Origin of the sequence: uncultured Campylobacter sp. (assembly GCF_937973075.1) — a bacterium.
GTDB lineage: Bacteria > Campylobacterota > Campylobacteria > Campylobacterales > Campylobacteraceae > Campylobacter_B.
Genome location: NZ_CALBWL010000060.1, coordinates 1 through 20366 on the forward strand (window position 1 = coordinate 1; position 20366 = coordinate 20366).

At 46.7% G+C, this 20366-nt stretch carries 19 protein-coding genes; 7 read left to right on the forward strand and 12 right to left on the reverse strand.

Annotation, left to right across the window (positions count from 1 at the left end; genetic code table 11):
* Nucleotides 1-632, forward strand: a 632-nt coding sequence (locus tag Q0274_RS07640; protein WP_298028667.1) for a hypothetical protein, incomplete at its 5' end; no start/stop codon positions are given.
* A 457-nt stretch (nt 633-1089) separates the two neighbouring features.
* Here Q0274_RS07640 and Q0274_RS07645 read toward each other — a convergent pair.
* Together Q0274_RS07645 and hisD are read right to left on the reverse strand one after the other, a co-directional pair.
* The gene (locus Q0274_RS07645; protein WP_291936556.1) at nt 1090-1380 is read right to left on the reverse strand and encodes a DUF5339 domain-containing protein; all 291 of its coding nucleotides are present in this window, start codon (nt 1378-1380) and stop codon (nt 1090-1092) included.
* Nucleotides 1381-1638: 258 nt separating this feature from the next.
* Complete coding sequence (gene hisD / locus Q0274_RS07650) at nt 1639-2928, reverse strand: histidinol dehydrogenase (RefSeq protein WP_298028669.1); 1290 nt, start codon at nt 2926-2928, stop codon at nt 1639-1641.
* A 146-nt stretch (nt 2929-3074) separates the two neighbouring features.
* On the opposite strand from hisD, the gene Q0274_RS07655 reads away from it, so the two are divergent.
* Nucleotides 3075-4400 (forward strand): tetratricopeptide repeat protein, encoded by a 1326-nt coding sequence (locus tag Q0274_RS07655; RefSeq protein WP_298028671.1) that lies wholly within the window; start codon nt 3075-3077, stop codon nt 4398-4400.
* 333 nt (nt 4401-4733) lie between these two features.
* Here Q0274_RS07655 and Q0274_RS07660 read toward each other — a convergent pair whose 3' ends face one another.
* Genes Q0274_RS07660 through Q0274_RS07675 form a run of 4 tightly spaced genes read right to left on the reverse strand, consistent with a single transcriptional unit; the run spans nt 4734 to nt 8922 of the window.
* Nucleotides 4734-5756: an OmpA family protein gene (locus Q0274_RS07660; RefSeq protein ID WP_298028673.1), complete on the reverse strand. Its 1023-nt coding sequence runs from the start codon at nt 5754-5756 to the stop codon at nt 4734-4736.
* Nucleotides 5743-7032 (reverse strand): MotA/TolQ/ExbB proton channel family protein, encoded by a 1290-nt coding sequence (locus Q0274_RS07665; protein WP_298028675.1) that lies wholly within the window; start codon nt 7030-7032, stop codon nt 5743-5745. Before Q0274_RS07665 ends, Q0274_RS07660 begins: the two co-directional genes overlap by 14 nt.
* Nucleotide 7033: 1 nt before the next feature.
* Nucleotides 7034-8098, reverse strand: coding sequence for a class II fructose-bisphosphate aldolase (fbaA, locus tag Q0274_RS07670; protein ID WP_298028677.1), 1065 nt, complete (start codon nt 8096-8098; stop codon nt 7034-7036).
* 14 nt (nt 8099-8112) lie between these two features.
* Nucleotides 8113-8922 (reverse strand): peptidyl-prolyl cis-trans isomerase, encoded by an 810-nt coding sequence (locus Q0274_RS07675; RefSeq protein ID WP_297896504.1) that lies wholly within the window; start codon nt 8920-8922, stop codon nt 8113-8115.
* 105 nt (nt 8923-9027) lie between these two features.
* Here Q0274_RS07675 and nth point away from each other — a divergent pair, with 105 nt between their 5' ends.
* Nucleotides 9028-9663: an endonuclease III gene (gene nth / locus Q0274_RS07680; RefSeq protein ID WP_298028679.1), complete on the forward strand. Its 636-nt coding sequence runs from the start codon at nt 9028-9030 to the stop codon at nt 9661-9663.
* Nucleotides 9664-10102: 439 nt separating this feature from the next.
* Here nth and Q0274_RS07685 read toward each other — a convergent pair whose 3' ends face one another.
* From Q0274_RS07685 to Q0274_RS07705, 5 genes are all read right to left on the reverse strand, one after another.
* A complete protein-coding gene (locus Q0274_RS07685) occupies nt 10103-11380 on the reverse strand; it encodes a M20/M25/M40 family metallo-hydrolase (RefSeq protein ID WP_298028682.1) in 1278 nt (425 codons plus the stop codon).
* A 277-nt stretch (nt 11381-11657) separates the two neighbouring features.
* Nucleotides 11658-11918: a heavy-metal-associated domain-containing protein gene (locus tag Q0274_RS07690; protein ID WP_298028684.1), complete on the reverse strand. Its 261-nt coding sequence runs from the start codon at nt 11916-11918 to the stop codon at nt 11658-11660.
* Complete coding sequence (locus tag Q0274_RS07695; RefSeq protein WP_298028686.1) at nt 11911-12312, reverse strand: aryl sulfotransferase; 402 nt, start codon at nt 12310-12312, stop codon at nt 11911-11913. The genes Q0274_RS07690 and Q0274_RS07695 overlap by 8 nt, the downstream gene beginning before the upstream one ends.
* 413 nt (nt 12313-12725) lie before the next feature.
* Nucleotides 12726-13796, reverse strand: coding sequence for a transglutaminase-like domain-containing protein (locus Q0274_RS07700; protein WP_298028688.1), 1071 nt, complete (start codon nt 13794-13796; stop codon nt 12726-12728).
* Between the two features lie 367 nt (nt 13797-14163).
* Nucleotides 14164-15219 carry a transglutaminase-like domain-containing protein gene (locus Q0274_RS07705; protein WP_298028690.1) on the reverse strand — a complete coding sequence of 352 codons (1056 nt, stop codon included), beginning with the start codon at nt 15217-15219 and terminating at the stop codon, nt 14164-14166.
* Between the two features lie 107 nt (nt 15220-15326).
* On the opposite strand from Q0274_RS07705, the gene cmoB reads away from it, so the two are divergent.
* The gene (gene cmoB / locus Q0274_RS07710; protein WP_298028692.1) at nt 15327-16220 is read left to right on the forward strand and encodes a tRNA 5-methoxyuridine(34)/uridine 5-oxyacetic acid(34) synthase CmoB; all 894 of its coding nucleotides are present in this window, start codon (nt 15327-15329) and stop codon (nt 16218-16220) included.
* A gap of 390 nt (nt 16221-16610) precedes the next feature.
* Here the strand turns inward: cmoB and Q0274_RS07715 are convergent, their stop codons facing one another.
* Complete coding sequence (locus Q0274_RS07715; RefSeq protein WP_298028694.1) at nt 16611-17210, reverse strand: MBL fold metallo-hydrolase; 600 nt, start codon at nt 17208-17210, stop codon at nt 16611-16613.
* Between the two features lie 95 nt (nt 17211-17305).
* On the opposite strand from Q0274_RS07715, the gene nadE reads away from it, so the two are divergent.
* Genes nadE through Q0274_RS07730 form a run of 3 tightly spaced genes read left to right on the forward strand, consistent with a single transcriptional unit; the run spans nt 17306 to nt 20349 of the window.
* Entirely contained in the window at nt 17306-18109 is an 804-nt protein-coding gene (gene nadE / locus Q0274_RS07720; RefSeq protein ID WP_298028695.1) for an NAD(+) synthase, read from the forward strand.
* Between the two features lie 10 nt (nt 18110-18119).
* Nucleotides 18120-19256 carry a DegT/DnrJ/EryC1/StrS aminotransferase family protein gene (locus Q0274_RS07725; RefSeq protein WP_298028697.1) on the forward strand — a complete coding sequence of 379 codons (1137 nt, stop codon included), beginning with the start codon at nt 18120-18122 and terminating at the stop codon, nt 19254-19256.
* Nucleotides 19249-20349: a tetraacyldisaccharide 4'-kinase gene (locus tag Q0274_RS07730; RefSeq protein ID WP_298028699.1), complete on the forward strand. Its 1101-nt coding sequence runs from the start codon at nt 19249-19251 to the stop codon at nt 20347-20349. The genes Q0274_RS07725 and Q0274_RS07730 overlap by 8 nt, the downstream gene beginning before the upstream one ends.
* The last annotated feature ends 17 nt before the right edge of the window (nt 20350-20366 follow it).

A 20366-nucleotide genomic window follows, 5' to 3' on the forward strand; every position in this document is an offset into this window, starting at 1 on the left:
GGGGGGGGAATGTTATGAAGCAGGTGTGGATATTTTTGTTGTGCCTACTTGCGCTATGCGGCATGGAAAATGCTGCAGCCAAGGAAGACGATGCGCCGCGGCCGGAGATTTATCAGAGTATGAAAGATATCTACGACGATCTACCGATCGCGCAACTGCCGATGCGCTATCCGGGAGAAATTTCGCCCTTAGCGGCTATCGATAAAAATTTACTTGATAAAAATGAGCTGTTTTCGTTCGCAAAGGAGAATTTTTTAATCGACAATCTAAGCGCATATTTGGAGAGGATCAAAGACATAAGAGCTTGTCGTTTGCCCGAAAAGAGCGCTAAAACAATTCTGCTAAGGCTTTATCTGAGGGATTTTCAAGATAGCAAACACGGGCACGAATACGTTTTTATATGCCTTTTAAACGACACATTTCGTATAAGCGATTGTCGCGAAATTTACGCCGATTACGTGCACTGCGGTAAAAGCAAGCCGCCGATGCGCGCCAAGCAGGAGTTCGTCATAGACGCCGATTTACGCTGTACAGTAACAACGCACTACTATAATTTAGATGCCGGTAAGGAGCTGTACAGAAATGTCTACGTGCACGAAATAAAAAACAGCGCGATCATTACTAAGGATTAAAATCCGAGGCGATTTTGCGAGATGTTTTTGGCCGTAAATTTCATAGGCAGAGCCGCAAACTGAGACGTGAATTCGCTCTATCTATGAGCCTCGGCTATTTCAAATCGCGATAAAATAACGCTCAAACCGAGCCTGAATTCGTCATATTGATGAGGCGTTGTTTCGAGCCGTGCCAAAATGGCTCGTAAATCTTTGGTACACCGCAGCGTCCCACTAAGATGCGTCGCCTTGCGGAGCATTTTAGCGACGGCGAGCGCTTTATTTGGTTTTAACTTCCTGCAACAAGCTAAATATCAAATCTGAAATTCTTAGTGCGCCCCGAAAGCAACGAGGATAAAACATCCGAATTTTAAAATTTAAAAATTTTTAAAATAAAAGTGTGAGTTTAAAAAGAATTAGTCGCGACGATATCGCATCGCCGCGACTAAAGAAGACATCATCGTGCCCGCGAAGGTGCTTATTTCATAGCGCCTTGTTGTTTCATCTGATCCATCATCTGCTTAAATATCTCTTTAGCTTGTTTGCAAGTGGCCTCTTGCTGCTCCTTAGGAAGTGCGCTGATCTGATCCATGGACTGCTTTTTTTGATCCTCATACATCTTGACCTGCTGCTCTTGACCCGCTTGTTTGTAGGTGTCAACCATCTTATCAAGATCTGCGAAATACTCTTTGCAGCTATCTGAAAGATCTGCGGCGCTAAGACTTAGCGCAAAGCCAAAACTAGCCAAAACTAAAAGTGATTTTTTCATTTTTCTCTCCTTGTAAAAAATCAGCGAAAGTATATCATTTCGCTTAGTAAATTTGCCTTAAATTTTAATCAAATACAGCCGTTTTTTTAAATTTATAGCGCTTTTGAAATTTTAAAATTTTACTCTCGTCGCGACGCTTACATTTTTTAAAATTTAACTCGTCTTTAAATTTTAAAATTTAGGCTCGCGGTTTCGCAACTGCCGCCGGTGCTTTTTAAAATTTCGCCCTCGCCGCCTCTTAGAGCTACCGCCGCAAAATCACTTCTCTTCAAATCTAATCTGCACCGATTTTTTGTGCGCGCCGAGCCCCTCGGCATCCGCTAGCGCCATGCACGCGCCTCCTAGCTCGTCTATGGCGCGTTTATTTAGCGCTATGATCGAGCTTCGTTTGATGAAGTTATAAACTCCCAGAGGCGAGAAAAATCGCGCGCTTCCGCCGGTCGGCAGCGTGTGGTTGGGGCCTGCGAGGTAATCGCCCATCGCTTCGGGCGTGTAGTGGCCCAAAAATATCGCGCCTGCGTGGCGTATGCGCGGAAGCAGCTCGTAGGCGTTCTCGGTCGCGATCTCGAGGTGCTCGACCGCAAGCTCGTTCATCAACTCTACGCACTCACTCATATCGCGTGCGATGATGATCGCGCCCTTGTTTTGGATGCTGGCGCGAGCGATCGGTTCACGCGCAAGCGTAGGAAGCTCGCGCTCGATATGCTCTGCGACGCAAAGAGCGAATTTTTCATCGTCGCTTATCAAAAAGCTGCTCGCGATCTCGTCGTGCTCGGCTTGGCTGAGTAGATCCACGGCGATGTTGCGCGGATTTGCCGCAGCGTTTGCGATGATGCCCACTTCGCTAGGGCCCGCGATCATATCGATATTTACGTCGCCGAATACGAGCTTTTTAGCGGTTGCGACGAAGATATTCCCAGGGCCCGTGATGACATCGACCTTGCCGATCGTGCGCGTGCCGTATGCCATCGCCGCGATCGCGCTTGCGCCGCCCACTTTGTAGGCCTTTTTAATCCCCAGCACATGCATCGCCGCGAGCAGTAGCTCGTTTACGACGCCGCCCACGGCAGGGGTGCAGACGCTGATATCCTCCACGCCCGCGACGATTGCGGGGATCGCGTTCATCAGAAGCGAGCTCGGATACGCTGCCTTACCGCCCGGGATATATAGCCCCGCGCGATCTACCGGCGTGATCTTTTGCCCGAGCATCGCGCCGCTTGGATCGAAGCTAAACCAGCTTCTCTCAAGCTGTTTTTCATGATAGGCGTAGATGCGCTCGTATGCGACCTGAAGCGCATTCTTAAGCTCTGCGGTTAAGCCTTCATACGCACGGCTCATCTGCTCTTGCGTGATAGCCAGATCGCCCTGCACGCGCCATCTATCAAATTTCTCAATCTGTTCAGCTAGCGCCTCATCGCCGCGCGCTCTGATCTCCTCGATGATGCCGCTTACGACGGGCATTACCGATCTCATGTCCGTCTCGCCGCGGCGCACCAACCTCGCGAACTCCTCTTTAAAATTTGCATCCGTGCTTTTTAAAATTTTCATTTTCGCTCCTTTTTTGCTTGGAATTTTAACGCTTTTTGCTAAATTTCGCCTTTAAGCTCGCGGCGATGTAAATTTACAGCTCGCCGATTTTCAAAAGATTAAGCGAAAATGAAATAAAATAGCCGAAATTTTAAATGGAGCGATGTATGAAAAAGATATTTTTAGCGCTGATCGCCACGGCGGCTTTAGTAGTGGCAAAACAGAACGATTTTAATGAAAGCGAACTGCAAAGTAAATGCGACAATAACGATGCATCGGCGTGTGCAAATCTCGGTAGCGCATATTACTTCGGAGAAAATATAAAACAGGATTATAAAAAAGCAAGCGAACTATATTTGAAAGCTTGCGATTTAAAACATGGTAAAAGCTGCCATAATCTTGGAATTTTATATGAAAAAGGGGAAGGCGTAAAACAAAGCTACCAAAAAGCGGATCAATTCTATTCTAAAGCTTGCGATTTAGAAGTTGCCGAAGGATGTTATAATCTTGGAGCTTCATACTATTTAGGTACGTCTATAAAGCAAGACGACAAAAAAGCGAATGAATTGCTTTCTAAAGCTTGCAATCTAGGATATAGCGAAGGATGCTATATATTAGGGCTTTGGTATGACTCAAGAAAAGATGTAGAACAAAACTTCGAAAAGGCTAGTGAATTATATTCTAAAGCTTGTGATTTAAGACATGGCACAGGATGTAATAATCTTGGGCTCTTATACGCCTCGGGCGAAGGCATAAAACAAGACTATAAGAAAGCAAGCGAATTGTATTCTAAAGCTTGCGATTTAGAAATTGCCGAAGGATGTTACAATCTTGGAGTCTTACACTATTTAGGCGAAGGCATAAAACAAAATATCGAGAAAGCAAGAAACTTACTTTCTCGAGCTTGTAATCTAGGATATGGGTTAGGATGTAATGATCTAGGGGCTTTATATGAAAAACAAGATTATAAAAAAGCGAGTGAATTGTATTCTAAAGCTTGTAATTTAGGATATGGCATAGGATGTACTAATCTTGGAATTTTATATGAACACGGCAAAGGCATAAATAAAGATTATAAAAAAGCGAGCAAGCTATATTCTCAAGCTTGCGACCTAGAATATGACGTAGGATGCAACAATCTAGGGTTTTTATATGAACAAGGAGAAGGTGTAGAACAAAACTATAATAAAGCAAATGAGTTATATTCTAAGGCTTGTGATTTGAAATATGGCAAAGGGTGCTATAATCTAGGAGTTTTGTATAGCTCTGGCAAAGGCGTAAAGCAAGATTATAAAAAGGCAAATGAACTATATCTAAAAGCTTGCAATTTAAAAGATGGAAGCGGATGCTATAATATCGGAATTTCATATTATTTAGGAAAAGGCATAAGTCAGAATATAAGTATGGCAAAAAAATACTTCAGCAAGGCTTGCGATTTGGGTGATCAAGCCGGTTGTGACGGATATAGAAAGCTAAATGAGCAAGGCTTTTAAATTCATTTGGATTTTAAGCCGCCTGTGAGCCCGTTTAAATTTGCGACTTAAATTTAAAGATCTAATTTAAACTATATTATCTGCGCGACAGCACTAAAAGCGCGTCAAAATGCGCGTACTTAAAATTTAAACCCATTCCGCCATAGCAAATGCTGCGTAAGCGGTGCGTAAAATTTAGCGAGCCGCCAAATTACGACATTCGCGCCAAAATAAAAGGATACGTTCCACCGCCGTTGAAATTTCAGATAAGTCGTTAATTCCTTAAGAATTTTAAAATTTTAAGCCCTCTTTTTTGCGGACTAAAATTTCGAGCGAGCCGTTAAGGGCGAGCCGCTAATTCGTAGCGTTCGCGTCGAACTGCAAAAATTTCCTGATCTCCTCCATCGCCTCTTTGTTTGAAAGGGTAAATTTTATCTCGATGCGGCGGCTGGCGTCCTTGTCCTCGACGCCTCTACGCATCACGGGCTGCGTGTAGCTGCGACCGCTGGCGATGAGGTATTTTTGTAGCCGCTCATCTTTATTCCACGAGTTGATGAAATCCATCACTGCAAACGCCCTGTTTTGCGACAGCTCGAGGTTGTACAAATACCCGCCGTCGCTGTCCGTGTGCCCTTCGATGATGATCTGATCTAAATTTTCGCGAATTTCATTATTATCCAAAAGCGCGGCGAAATAGCTCTGCAGCGTCGAGCGGAGCGTCTCTTTGGCGCCCTCTTTCAACTCGCTTGAGCCCTTGTCAAAAAGGATCGACGAGCTTAGCGTCATCGCGCCGCTTTCGTTATCGATGCGGATCTTGCCGCCCAGCTTCTCTTTAAGATCGGCGATGATCTTGACCTTCATTCCGGTTAGATTGCGGATGCGATTTTTCGTGACGTTGAGGTCTTGTAAAATTTTATTAAAATCGCTCTCCTTCTTCGTGAGCTGATCGAGCAAAAAGGCGATTTTAAGTTCGTTTTGGCTGATCGTAGCGTTGGCGTCCTCGCGCGCTTTTTGCAGAAGCGAGTTGATGTCTAAATTCTCTTTTTTCAGCTTCTCCGCCATCTCGGTTAGATCTTCGATCTGTATGAAGTAGATGGAATTTTGCTTGCGAAGGTCGGTGTTTTCGATATTTAGCTTCTCGAGCTGGTCGCTAAAAATTTTATTCAGCGCCTCAAGCTCGGCGCTTTTTTTCTCCTGGCTTTGCAGGCTTGCTAGCGCGCTTGAAATTTGGCTTTCTTTCTCTTGTAGGTTGCTTTGCGTGAGGAAGTATTTGACGATGATGCCGCCTACTAAAAGCACGAAAACAAAAAGCAACCCCGCCATCAAATCGGCGTATGCGATCCAAAAGGTCTCTTTTTCTTCGTTATTCGTTTTCATCTAAAAGTGCTTTTTCATCGATGCTCGCAAGCGTTTTACGAAGCTCTTCGATGATGCTTTCGTTGCTCGTTCGCGCAGTGTCCTCTCCAGCTAAAAGCGCCTTTAAATCCGCGCTTAGCCCCTTAAAGCTAGCGTCAATTTTAGCAGCGTAAGCATTCTGCGAACTTGAAATTTCGCCCGCAAACCCGCCCAAGGAAGCATTTAGGCTCTTGATTTGAGCGCTTAATGCACTAGTAACGTTAGCCAGCTCGCCTTGCCCGTTCGTTAAAGCCTTAGACTGGCTTAGATACTGCGCGGAAATTCCGTTTTGAATTTCGATTAGGCTTGCAGATACGGACTTAAGCGCAGATAAAATTTGAGCGAAGCTCTTATCTAGCTCACCGTGAGCGAGATTTGTCCTTTGGATCATCTCTCCTGCTTTTTCAAGCTCTTCTTGTGTAATCGCCATACTTCGTTTCTCGGCTTCCATCACGCTTTCAAAAGCGCCGATTTTTTCATCGATTAGTCGGTTTAGCCTTTCAGTAAAATTCGTGGAGCTCATCATCGCAAATGAGCGCGAAATTTCAGAATTAGCGTTTAAAATTTCACTCAGATAGCCCTGTGTTATTTCGTCTTTGTTCCAGAAGAAATTTTTAGTGGAATTTTTGTATTTAATGAGCAGACGCTCATATTTGCTAATGCCTTTTTTCTCAAAATATATCCACCAAAGCGCTAAGAAAATTCCATAGATCGAGACGTAAAACGCCGTACCTACGCCGCCTAGAAGCTGCGCGATCTCGGTTTCGAGCCCGTCGATATTACTTGAGGAGAAGTGCGGCATCGAAATCGCAATCGAGATGAAAGTTCCTAAAATTCCAAGCATCGGAAAGACTGCCGACGCGACGGAAGCGTAGTTCTGATTACGCAGTGAGTAGCCGTATTCGTCCACAAAAAGATCAAAGCTGGCATCTGATTTTTTCTTGCCGCCGATACTTAAGAGATTGGCGACGATGTAATTTTTCAGCTCGCGCTTGAAGTCATCGATATTATTTTGAAAATTTAAGCAGCCATATTCTGCATTATGACGAGCTAAAATTAGTGCAATAATGAGCAAAACTGCAATCATCAGGATCGAGTGCGTCTCTACCTTCAGCCCGATAAGCCCTAAATAGCCCAGCAAAAACACCACAAAAACCGCGATCGGCAGAGCTGCGATCTTAAAAAAAACGCCCGCTAACGAGCGCTCCTTCGCCTCAGGTAGCGTGATATCGAGCACTTCGTTATTTGGGCGATCCATATTAGTTCCTATTTAGGCAATTTAGATTGTCAAATGCGACTTGCAAGCGCGCCACCATACTCTGCTCGCCCGCTCTCAGCCATTTGCGAGGATCGTAGAATTTTTTATTTGGCTTGTCCTCGCCTTCCGGATTGCCGATTTGAGCTTGCAAATAGCCGCGATTTTTGGCCTCATAAGCACGCACGCCGTCCCAAAACGCCCACTGCGTGTCAGTGTCGATATTCATCTTAACGACGCCGTAGCTAACGGCTGCCTTGATGTCGGAGGTCTCGCTACCGCTGCCGCCGTGAAAGACGAAATTTACGGGCTTTTCGGATTGCAGATTAAATTTCTCGCGCACGAATTTTTGCGAATTTTTCAAAATTTCAGGTCTCAGCACAACATTGCCCGGCTTATACACGCCGTGGACATTGCCAAAGCTTGCTGCGATGCTAAATCTATCACTGATTTTGCCAAGTCGCTCATAGGCGAGCGCGACATCTGCGGGCTGGGTGTAAAGCCGCGCGTTATCGACGCCGGTATTATCGACGCCATCCTCTTCGCCGCCTGTGACGCCAAGCTCGATCTCAAGCGAAATTCCAAGATCGTTTAAAATTTCCAAATACTTCTCGCAGGTCGCTAAATTTAGCTCCAAATCATCCTCGCTAAGATCGAGCATGTGCGAGCTAAAAAGCGGCACGCCGTGAGCTTTTTTATGAGCGGTATTGGCTTTTATAAGCTCGTCGATCCACGGGAGCAGCTTCCTTGCGGCATGATCGGTATGTAAAATCACCGCAACCCCATAATGAGCCGCCAAAGCATGCACTTGATGCGCGCCTGCGATAGCGCCTAAAACTGCGGCATTAGGGCAAGTAGCGCCTGCGTAAAACGCCGCGCCGCCGTTGCTAAACTGAATTATTACGGGCGAATTTGCGATTTTAGCGCTTTCCAAGACGGCGTTTATAGAGTTGCTCCCCACCACGTTTACCGCAGGGATCGCAAAGCCCTGCTGCTTCGCATACGCATAGACCTTACTTACGTCATCGCCGCTTAAAACGCCCGGTTTTACTATATCTAAAACGCCCATTTTTAGCTCCTATATTATTTATACTCGATTTTAGCATTTTTGTGAAGATCTGCCGCTTTTTGCTCGACTACTTTTGCCGCTTTTTGCTGTCTAAGCACGCGCTCAATAAAAGGCTTTGCCTCGCTTTGACTTAACTGCTTTTTAGCTTGAGACTCCTCTTTTAACACTACGTGATATCCGACCCTGCTTTTAATCGCTTTAGTAGTGATTTGACCATCTTTTATCTTAGAGATCGCATCGGCAAAAGGCTTGACCTGATCGCTAGGCATCCAGCCTAGCTCGCCGCCGGTTTGTTTAGCCTGCGGATCGATAGATTTGGCTTTGGCAAGCTCTGCAAATTTAGTAAATAGCGCACTGTCACTAAGCCCTTTTAACTGCTTAATAATATCGTTTGCCTCAGCTTCGGTTTTAACGACGATCTGAGCCGCTTTGATTCTCGCAGGCTCGGTAAAGCGCGCTTTGTTTTTGTTATAAAAATCGGCTATTTCTTTATCATCAATATTTATTTTGCTAGCTTCTTTAGCCTGCCATACGCGAAGCGCTAAGTTATCTTTTACGATTTCAAGCTCTTTTTTATAAACGTCTTCGTCCATAACGCCCGATTTTTTAGCTTCATCCGTTAGCAGCATCAGATCGATACCTTTATCGATAAGCTCCTTCTTTTGATCGGCATTAAGAGCAGCGATATCTACGTTGCCTATGCCTTGAAGTAGCGGAGCAAGCTCTTTTTCGGTTACGTCTTTGCCATTTACGGTAGCGTAAACGGTAGCGTTAAGGCTGATAGCGGCAGCCAAACTAAGTGCTGTAAATAAAACTTTTTTCATCATAATTCCTTAAAAAAATTTTAACGGCGATTATAACTCAAAGTTGTTAACAATCAAACTGTACTTTAGAATTTTAGGGTAGAATTCCGCCTTGAGGAAATGCAAATGAGAAGTAAAAAAGATATTTTAGAGATAAAAAAGAGAATTCTGCAAAACTTCGCGGAAGAGCGCAGTGAGTTGAAATTTAAAGACACCTATCAACTTTTGGTCTGCGTGATGCTTAGCGCGCAGTGTACCGACAAGCGGGTAAATTTGATCACGCCGCGCTTTTTTGCGGAATTTCCTAGCGTTGCAGAGCTCGCAAAGGCCAATCTGGCGAGCGTAAAGCTGCTAATCAGCTCGTGCAATTTTTACAATAACAAAGCGGTAAATTTAATCAAAATGGCGCAGGCGGTGGTTAGTGATTTCGGCGGCGTTGTGCCGCTTGATGAAGCAGGGCTCAAATCTCTTGCGGGCGTGGGGCAAAAGACCGCTCATGTCGTGCTTTTAGAGGGCGCGGGCGCAAACGTAATGGCGGTGGATACGCACGTATTTCGCGTCGCGCATCGCCTGGGGCTGAGCCGTGCAAAGACGCCTGAGCTTACGGAGCGCGATCTGAGCGAGGCTTTTAAAACCGATCTTGGCAAGCTGCACCAAGGTATGGTGCTTTTCGGCCGCTACACCTGTAAGGCGATCAAGCCGAACTGCAAAGAGTGCTTTTTAAACGAGCTGTGCAGCAGCAAGGATAAGAATTTTCCGTAAAATTTCAGCCTGCAGATGCGGGCTTAAATTTTGACGGAATTTTAAAATTTTGATTCTTGGTAGCTGTGTTTATTATGATCTGTATTTTATAAAAATCGCTGCAAATTTTAAAATCAAATTTGTAATGCAAGAAGCTAAGACAACGTATCGTGAGGTCGTTTTGAAAGTTGTGCAGAAAATTTTAATTAAGGCTAGGCATAAAGCCTATCTTAGATTAAAATTTTCAAATTTATTTCAAAACCAGCGTAGCGACGCCGCAGGCGGGGTTTCTGTAAAGATGCTTAAAATATGAGTCGCCGCAAAAATTTAAAGGCGAAGTATTTTTGAGATGATTTTTGGGGTTTTGAAGTTAAAATTTGACGAAGATAAGGCATATAGCCTATCGAGTCAAATTTTAACGAAATCCGCAAAAAGCGCTCAAAAGACAAGCCGTCCTAAGCTACTGAAGTCTAGCGATTATATTTCTTACGACTTCCGCTATCATCTCCACCGACGCTATCTCACAGTGCTCGTTTACAGAGTGGGGCGAATGGATGTTGGGGCCTATGGAGCAGGCTTGCAGCTCAGGCTGTTTTGCGACCAGTACGCCGCACTCAAGGCCTGCGTGCACGGCGGCAAATTTAGCCTGCGGCTTTTGTTTTTGTAACTCCTCAAGCACCAGATGCGCGAAGTCGCTGATGCACGGCGCCCAGTTCGCTGAGCGATCGGCTACTCTCACATCAAAGCCCAGCGCGCTAGCTAGCGTAGCGGTTTCAAAACCCAGATTTTCAAGCCCTTCGCGCTTCATCGCGCGTCCGAAAAAATCAAATTCAATCACTTCGCCCTTTTGCTTGACGGTCGAGAGATTTATGCTTTCGTTTACCATGCCAAGCTGCGTGTCGTAGCTGCGCACGCCCTGAGCGAATGAGTTAATTAGTGCCAAAATTTTGCCGCTATTTACCAGCACGTCCGCTTCGCCCTCGCCCAGGCTCTTTACCCACGCGAGACCTCGCTGTTTTGGTTCATGAGCACACAGCGCCTTGCACACAGCATTTGCAGGGATCGAGTTGCTCCTCTCGCCAAAATCCAAGCTTATGAGCTCACAGCCCTCCTCGGCGAGAAATTTCGCCAGCAGCTTCGTTGCGTTTGGGATATTTTTGTGTATCTCGTTGCCCGAGTGCCCGCCGCTAAGCCCGGTGACGCCGATCTCGTAAATTTTACCGCTCTTTTTGACGCTCGCGGCGCCGATTTTTGCGCTCACGTTTATGCCGCCGGCGCATCCCAGCGTCACACGGTCGTCCTCTTCGCTGTCTAAATTTAGCAAATTCGGCGATAAAATTTTACCCTTAAAGGCGTTTGCGCCCACGAGCCCGACCTCTTCGTCGTTGGTAAATAAGCACTCTAAATTCGCAAACTCCCGCATCGCGCCCATCATCATCGCCACGCCGATACCGTCATCAGCGCCCAGAGTCGAGTTTTTCGCCCTTAGGATGCCATTCTCTTCGATGAGCTCTAAATTCGGCGCCGCGCCCACGCAAACCATGTCGTAGTGGCTTTGCAGGCAGATTTTAGGCTCGCCCTTTACGGCGTGGATGTTGCCCGCCTCATCGACGCTTACGCTAAAGCCCTGACAGCGCGCAAAATCCGCTAAAAACTCCCTCATCTGCTCCGTTTCGCAGCTGCAGTGCGGTATCTCGCACAGCTTCTTAAAATCGTTCATAACCTCGTTTTTTTGCATGTTTGCTCCTTTTGAATTTATTATATCCGGCGTTATTGCGACACGCCCGTTGAATTTAAAAGCAACCGCACTCGCTTAAGCGCTTGCGAAATTCTGCTAAATTTAAACGCGACCGCGTCGACATAGCGCTTCCGCAAAATACGCGCAGAATTTCAATCGCGCTAGCTTATGCTGCAGGCAAGCCGCGCAAAATGAAATTTTATGCAAAGTCGCATGAATTTTACCGAAATTTAGCAAGAATTTATTTAAAATTTAGTCCGAATTTTGCCGAGGATTTTTATTTTACGATTACGCCTTCATAGCCCGTTTTTGCGATCGCCTCAAGCATCGCGGTCGCGTTTGTATCATCCTTTGCCGCGACGGTCGCGGTTTTGCTCTGCTGTGAAACCTTCGCGCTTATCACGCCTGGCGTTTGCAAAAGCGCCTTTCGCACGATCGCGGTGCAGAGCGGGCAGTGGATTTTTTCCACGTAAATTTTAACCTCTTTGTCGGCAAAAAGCGCTGTAAATCCAAGCATCAAAAACAAAATTTTACGCATAAAGCCCTCCTAAAATTTCGGGATATGTAAGCATAAAGGCAAGCAAGGCTCCTAAGAGCGCGTAGATCAGAATCCATTTTTTGCGCCCGCTTTGCAGCGAGCATGCGCGCGGCTTTTTGAAAAAGAAAAACGCGGAAAGCGCGAAGCAAAAAAGCGCTAACGCAGAAAGCGGCGCACGGTAACCTTCCAGCGCCTCTGCGCCTGAAAAAATGGAAAAGCTCGCGCCGAAAATCAAAAATAAAAGCGCAGGTAGGCAACAAAACGTCGCCGCAACCGCGCTAAAAATCGCGGCAAATATCAGCCACAGACTGCTCGTGCTGAAGCGATTTTTGCCAGGATTTTCTCGCTTTTGCGCCAAGGTTTCTTGCGCGGAATTTTCTAGTTCAGTTTTCAAATTTTACCTTTTAATTATAATCTTGTCATAATCTTGTCGCACCCTCGTCGGCTTTTTGACGCGGAATTTTATCTGCAAATTTTACCGCTACCAAATTTCGCACAGAGTGGCAAAGAGGCGAAATTTTAAATTCTGCAAGCCGTAAATTTTAAAATTTCGCGCCGAAAAATTTCAAAATTTTATTCATCTTGAAATTTTAAAATTCCGCCGCCATGTCGTTCGTAAAATTCTAAAAATTTTTAAATTCCACGCCAAAACAAGGCGCGGAATTTTTTTCCAATGCAGACGCGGCAGCACGTAGATTAGGCGCGCTTTTACACATTCGCCCAAAGTCGTCTAGCGGGAAGCCTCTCTTGTATACCTACTCAAAAAGCTCAAGTAGTTCGACGTGCCGCATAGCAAAACGCGAACCGCTACAGCTCCTTCGATCTGTAATCGTAGCTGAAATCTTTCGGCGAGTAGTAATTAAGCGTGTTGCCGTCCACTTCGCCGTAAGGATAGCCAAAATTATTGATCGGAAACTGCGCTGGGCGTGGGCTTAGCGTGAAGTCTCTGCCGTAGTTAAAGCCGATCCAGCACATCTCCCAGTTGCCGAATAAATACTCGCGGATTTTAGCGAGCTTGCTGTCGTCATTGCTTAGCTTCTCACCCAATCGTACCTTTGTAACGTCTGCGGGATCGACCGGGATCCAGCCGTGGCCTTTTAGATAAAATTCCGCTCTGCAGTGCTGCGCGCCCGAGATATGGCTGACGCCGTCTTTAGGCGCGGCGCCCATTTGAGCGCTAAATCTCGACGCGCCGACGCGGATGCCAAACATCTCTCTTGCGGCGATGCCCTGCGCGCGGCAAAGTGCGACGAAAACGCTATTTATGTCGGTGCATTTGCCGCTTAGCTTGCCACTACTTAAAATTTGCTTCACGTCCCCTAGCCCGCAGCCTAGCACGCTGTTATCGCGCTGCATAGTGTTTGCCACCCACGTATAAATCGCGCGCGCCTTTTCTAGATCACCCTTTATGCCGCCTGCGATCTCGTCTGATTTTTGCTTGACGACGCCGTCGATTTGAATCTGCGTGCTAGGCTCTAAAAACTTCGCTACCTCGGGGTTAAGCTTTTCGTTCGGATTAAATTTTACCTTGCTAAAGTCGGTATTTCGCTCAAAGGTCTCGACGCTAAATTTAATATTTAGCGTGGGCTTTGCCACCCCGACGTAGCCGGCATAGAGCGTCGGAATTTCGCCATAGTCCACGGACGGATCGTTGAAATTGCCGTCAAATTTTATGTCGCTTACCTTTTGATATTCCGTGATAAGAGGAAGCGGTATCCAAAGCCGAGTCTGCTTACCCTTCTCTAAAATTTCGTGATTTAGTGATAGCCCGAAAGTTCTCTTTTTACCAATGACTTTTTCCCCGCCCAAAATAGTACTCGGAGCAGCCATAACGGCGCCTAAAATCGCAGTGTTTCTTAAAAAATCGCGTCTTTGCATGAAATTGCCTTCAAATAAAATGGCTAAGCCTTAGCCCTAATTACGCGTGGATTTTAGCCTTTTGCGGCTTTGAAATCGCTAAATTTAAAATTCCGTCCGCTTTAAAATTTTAGAATTTTGCCCGCTGCGGAATTATAAAATTTCAAAATTTCGCCCAAAGACATAGCGCGAAATTTCGCCAAAGCGGGCGTGATAGCCCGCAAACTAGGCGCACAGACAGTATGCATAGGCGGCGTAGGCTAAACCACGCAAAAGCGCCGCTGTCGCAAAAGCCAAGCGTGCGCTTCGATGAAACGGTTGAGCCTCGACGAAGCGTGGCGGCTTAGCTTAAGCAAAACGCGGCGGTAAAACACAAACCGCTAAAGAGCTAAATTTCGCGCGAAAAATACTCGTAGATAAAATTTTTAGGCGAGTACGGATCTTTCGGCGTGCCGCCCACTTCGCAATACGGATGCGAAAAAATTTCAATCGGAACATGCGCCGGGCGCGGATTTAGCACGATTTCGCGAGCATAGTTAAAGCCCAGCCAGCACGGCTCCCAGTTGCCAAAAAGATACTCGCGCACCCGCGCCAGCTTAGAATCATCCTCGCTTAAGTTCTCGCCCAATCGCACCTTTGTAACGTCCGCGGGATCAACTGGGATCCAGCCATAGCCTTTTAGATAAAATTCCGCTCTGCAGTGCTGCGCGCCGGAAATTTCAAGCGCGCCGCCGTTTAGAGCGCCCATGACGCCCATTTCAGGCGAAAATTTCTGCGCCGCGCCTGTGCGGATGCCGTAAATAGCGCGCGCAGGAATGCCCGCTGCCCTGCAGAGCGCGACGAACACACTATTAATATCGGCGCATTTGCCGCTTAGCTTGCCGCTGCTTAAAATCGCTTCCGCATCGCCGCTACCGCATGCGATCACGCCATTATCGCGGCTCATATTTTTTGCGACCCACTCATAAATCGCGCGCGCCTTTTCCAGATCACCTTTAAGCGAGCCGGTGATCTCGTCTGATTTTTGTTTCGTAGCGCCTTCTACCGGAATTAGCTTTGAAGGCTTTAAAAACTCCTCGATTTCAGGGCTCAAGCGCTCGTTTTCATTAAAGCTTACCTTGCTAAAATCAGTGTTTCGCTCCGAAATTTCGATATCGAAGCTAAGCTCAAAATAATCGTCGTCTTCGCCTACGACACCTTGCTCGCCGTATTTGCCGACGCCCGCTCTTGCCTCTTTATCGGGTGCGAAGCGCGCGTAGTACGTGCTTATATGATCTCCGCAGATAGCCGACTCTTGCGCATTTGAGCGGGCATGATATTCGCCAAGCAACCTCTGATACGGCTCTTGCAGCACTAACGGCAGCCAAAGCCGCACCTCTGCGCCGCTACTTGAAATTTCGTGATTAAACCTGAGACTAAATTTTCTCGTTTTTGCTTCTTGCATTTTTTGCTCCTTTGCTTGAATTGCAAGTCGATTTTATCTCTTTGCGCCTTAAAATGGATAAAATTTTATGTTAAAATGGCGCTAAATTTTGAAATTTTAGGATTAAAATGGATCTACAAAAAATCAGAGACGAGAACTTTAAAAAGCTACAAAGCGAGCAAAACCGCGAAATTTTAAGCGCGATCGAGGCGCTGCAAATAGGCGAGTGCGGCTGCGAGTGCGGCGACGTCGTGCGTGCAAGCTTTAACGCAAGCACGGAGCAAAGAGATGAAATTTTGCGTATCGCGCGAGCGCTAAAGCCGTGGCGCAAGGGGCCTTTTGCGCTAAATGATCTTTTCATCGACGCCGAGTGGCGAAGCTTCATGAAATTTAACCTGCTGCGGCCGTTTTTAAATCTGAGCGGTAAAACCGTCGCCGACGTGGGCTGCAACAATGGCTACTATATGTTTCGCGCAAGCGAGCTAGCGCCTGCGCGGCTAGTGGGGTTTGACCCGAGCGCGCTATTTTATCTGCAGTTTCGCTTCATCGAGAAATTCCTCCGTAGCGGCGCGAAATTCGAGCTTTTGGGCGTGGAGCATCTGCCCTTTTACGAGCACAAATTCGATACGATCTTCTGCCTCGGCGTCATCTACCATCGCAGCGACCCCGTAAAGATGCTAAAAGATCTGCGAGCCTCGCTAAATGCGGGCGGTGAGGTGTTTTTAGACACGATGTATATCGAAGGAGCGGGCGATTTCGCGCTGTGCCCAAAAAACAGCTACTCGAAAATTTCAAATATCTACTTCGTCCCGACCGTCGGCGCGCTGCAGAATTGGTGCGAACGGGCGAAATTCAGAGATTTTGAAATTTTGGCTCAAAAGCCCACGGATGCTAGCGAGCAGCGCAAAACGGAGTGGATCGACGGGCAGAGCCTGGAGAATTTCCTTGACCCACTCGACGGCTCGCGCACGATCGAGGGCTATCCTGCCCCGCGGCGTATTTATGTGCGGCTTCGGGCGTGATCCGCGTCTTTGAAATATTTTTCGCGTACCCGTGCACCGATATGAAATGAGATCTACGCCTTTAAAAACGCGTAAATTTTACTAAATTTAATCGGCTCACAGGGAAAATTTTACATTCGGCAGCACGGAATCTTGCTAATTTTAATCAAGCGGCGGTAAATTTTAAAATTTTATCTACGGCAGCGCACGCCAATGCGCGCATCGTGCGAACGTAGCGCAGAATTCAACGCTCGCAGCGGCAAATAAAGCGGTAAATTTCGGCGCCTGCAATGCGAGTAAAGCGGCATAAATTCTAACGCTCACAAGCAAAGCAGTATAAAATTTAATGCCGACCAGCTTCACACCGCTTTACCGCTTATTGTGCGGCGAAACGCAGTTAAATTTAAACGATCAACGCTCAAAAAGCTGCAAAAAATATTTTAAATTTTGCCTCTCGGCCGCTAGGCTAGTATTCGGGCCGTGTCCGGGATAGAGCGTAAAATCGCCCTTTATCTGCAAAATTTTATGCAAAGACTCTCTCATCTGCTCGCCGCTTGAAAAGGGAAAATCCCACCTGCCGATAGAGCCTTTGAATATGACGTCGCCGCTAAAAATCACGCCGTCTGCTTCGACCATACAGCTGCCCGGAGTATGTCCGGCAAAAAGGCTAAATTTAACGTTAAAGCCCGCTATTTCAAAGCTTTGCTCCTGCCCTTTTACAAGTACGTCCGCCTCTATGGGCTCGGGCATCGTCTCAAAAGGATCCGCCCGCAGCATAAAGGCGTCTTCCTCGTGGATATAAATTTTAGCGCCCGTCCTTTGCAACTTCGCGTCATCATAAACGTGATCGAAATGCCCGTGCGTATTCAAAACCGCCGCGATCTTTCCCGTATTTTGCATCACCCAATCAAAGCTGCCCTCGCCCGGATCGATCACAAGATCGCCCTGCTCGCCCTTTAGAATGTAGCAATTCGTCACATATTCACCGAAAGCTTTTTTTAAAATTTGCATTTAAATCCTCCTTTTAAGCTTAAATTAAAGCCGTAATTTAGCCAAAAATAGTTAAAATTCGCACAATTTAACGTAAAATTTTAAGGCTAAATATTATGTTTTTGGACGATTTGCTGCCGCAACTGACCGATTTTTTATCGGAGAGACTCGATGAAACGGGCGCGGACGCCTTTGTAGTAGGCATCAGCGGTGGGCTTGACAGCGCCGTGGTTTCTGCGCTTTGTGCACTTACTGAGATCCCCACTTACGGGCTTATCCTACCTAGCGCGGGTTCAAATTTAGAAAATATGGCCGACGCGATCTTTCACTGCGAATCCTTTAATATCCCCTACGAAATCCAAGAGATCGCGCCATTTGTAGAAAATTTTACCGCTTTAAATCCCAGTGCAAGCGCTCTTCGCATCGGAAATTTCGCCGCGCGCGTAAGAATGAGCTTGCTTTATGATTACAGCGTGGCTAAGCGTGGCGTAGTCGTAGGCACGAGCAATCTTAGCGAGAGGATGCTAGGCTACGGCACGATTTACGGAGATTTAGCCTGCGCGTTTAATCCGATCGGAGAAATTTTAAAAACCGATCTATTTAAATTTGCAAAAATTTTATGCATAGACGATGCGATCATCAAAAAAGCCCCGAGCGCCGATCTATGGGAAAATCAAAGCGACGAACGTGAGCTTGGATACAGCTACGAGATCTTAGATAGCGTGCTAAGAGATATTTTTTCGCACGAAGCGCTGCGGACGAAATTTCGCTCAGGCGAGCAAATAACCGCAAACGATCTAAAATATCTGCAAAACTCGCGCCACAATCAAGAGCTAGTGAAATTTGTCGTCCGTAGAATTCTTAAAAATAATTTTAAGCTTCGCGCGCCCGCGGTCGCCCGCATAGAGCCCGCACACTAAGGAGAGATTTATGAAAGAGATACCGTTTTATAAGGCTCAAATCGATAAAAAAGAGGAAGACTTAATTAAAAGCGCCCTCTACAACAGCGATATAAGATATAGCGAAATTTTTGAAGAGGATATTTGTAAGTACTTCGGCGTAAAGCACGCCGTATCTACCACGAGCGGAACGACGGCGCTGCATCTGGCGCTTTGCGCGATGGATATTAAGCGCGGAGATAAAATTTTATGCTCCGTAAATTCCTTCCCCAATGTCGCCGAAGTGATCCGCCACTTCGACGCCGAACCCGTTTTCGTAGATATCGATCCGATAAGCTTTAACATTACGAGCGAAAGCCTTGCTCGCACGATAGATCAGAACCGCCACAAAAAGCTAAAATGCGCTTTCATCTCGCACATCGCGGGGCTTGCTGCGGATATAGACTCCATCAGCGAGGTCGCCAAAAGCGAAAATATCATCCTCATCGACGATGCGTGCCGCGCTATGGGCGCTACCTATAAAGGCGCAAAAATCGGAGCGCTTAAAAGCTCGCTCATATCGTGCTTTCAGATCAATCCTCAAGCGCAAGACGCGATCTCTACGGCGGGCTTTTTCGTTACGAACGACGATGAGATCGCAAGCGCCGCGCAAATTTTAAGAAACGGCGGCATCGTGGGAGACGCCTTTTACAAAGACGGCAATATGTCCTTTACCTACGACGTCGATCGCATCGGTCAAAAATACGATCTTAACGCTATAAATTCCGCCTACGCCATCGCTCAGTTTGAAAAAACCGACGCTTTTATAAAGCGCCGCAAGCAGATCGCCGCAGCCTACCGCGAGCAGCTCGCAAACTGCCCGCACGTGACGCTTCCAAGCGACAGCGAGGAGCATATCTACACTCAATTCATCGTAAAGATCGACAAAAACCGCGACGATTTCGCCAAAGCGCTGATCGCGCGCGGAGTAAGCGTATCGCTGCACTACGTACCGGTGCATCTGCTAAGCTATTATAAAAGCAAATATAATTACAAGGTCAATGATTTCCCGAATGCGCTTAAAAACTATCAGCAAATTTTATCCCTGCCGATCTACACGGCGCTTAGCGACGACGATGTGAGCTACATCTGCGAGCAGATCAAAGAGATAGCAAACAATCGTGTTTAAACTCCTAATCGAGCGAAACTTATACGACCCAAGCCCCGCGTGGCTTGCGCTCGGAGTGATTTTAGCGCCGTTATCGCTGCTCTATACATTTATCGTCTGCCTAAAAAGGCTCTTTGCTAAGCCGCAAAAATTTAAAATTCCAATAATCAGCGTCGGAAATTTAACCCTCGGCGGAAGCGGCAAAACCCCGCTGGTGCGGGCGCTTTTTAAAGAATTTAATCCCAGACTCAAAACCTGCATCATTCTTCGCGGATACGGGCGCAAAAGCAGAGGCTTGCTCGAAATAGCGCTCGGCGGACGGGTGCTTTGTGACGTGCGACAAAGCGGAGATGAGGCGATGGAATACGCGCTGTTTTTGCGCGGCGCAAACGTGATCGTCAGCGAAGATCGCGCCGCAGGGATTTTGCGCGCGCAAACTCTCGGCTTTGAGCTGGTGATCTTAGACGACGGGTTTTCTAAATTTAATATCTCTAAATTTGATATCTTGCTGCGCCCGCAAAGTGCGCCGAAGCTGCCCTTTTGCATGCCCTTCGCCGCGTATCGCTACCCGCCGTTTTTTTATAAATTTGCAGATTTCATACCAGCGCCGAGCGACATTTCGCAGGGGCTTAAGATTGTTTCGGCGGCGGATCTGCAAGAGGGGCTAAACGGCGCGGATGAAATTTTAAATCCTGCGGATGAAATTTCAAATTCCGCTGCGGATAAAATTTCGGATTTAAATTTAAATCGCGCCATAGATGAAATTTCAAATTTAAACCTCGCCGAGGATAAAATTTCAAACTCCAAAGAGGCGGGTTTTGAGGGATCTCGCACGATCTTAATTAGCGCTATCGCCAAGCCTTGGCGCTTACAAGAGTTTTTGCCGCTCGCAAAAGCGCACGCGTTTTTCCCCGATCATTACGATTTCAAAAAAGAGCAGATTTTAGAGCTGCTAAGGCGCGAGGATGCGGAGCATATCCTATGCACGGCGAAAGATTACGTGAAATTGAGGGATTTGAGCGCGGAAATTTCGGTGATTTTGTTAAATTTGAAGCTAAGCGAAAACTTTATCCGCAAAATTCAAAACTACATAAACCAAGCTATGATAAAATAAGGTTTTTAAAGGAATTT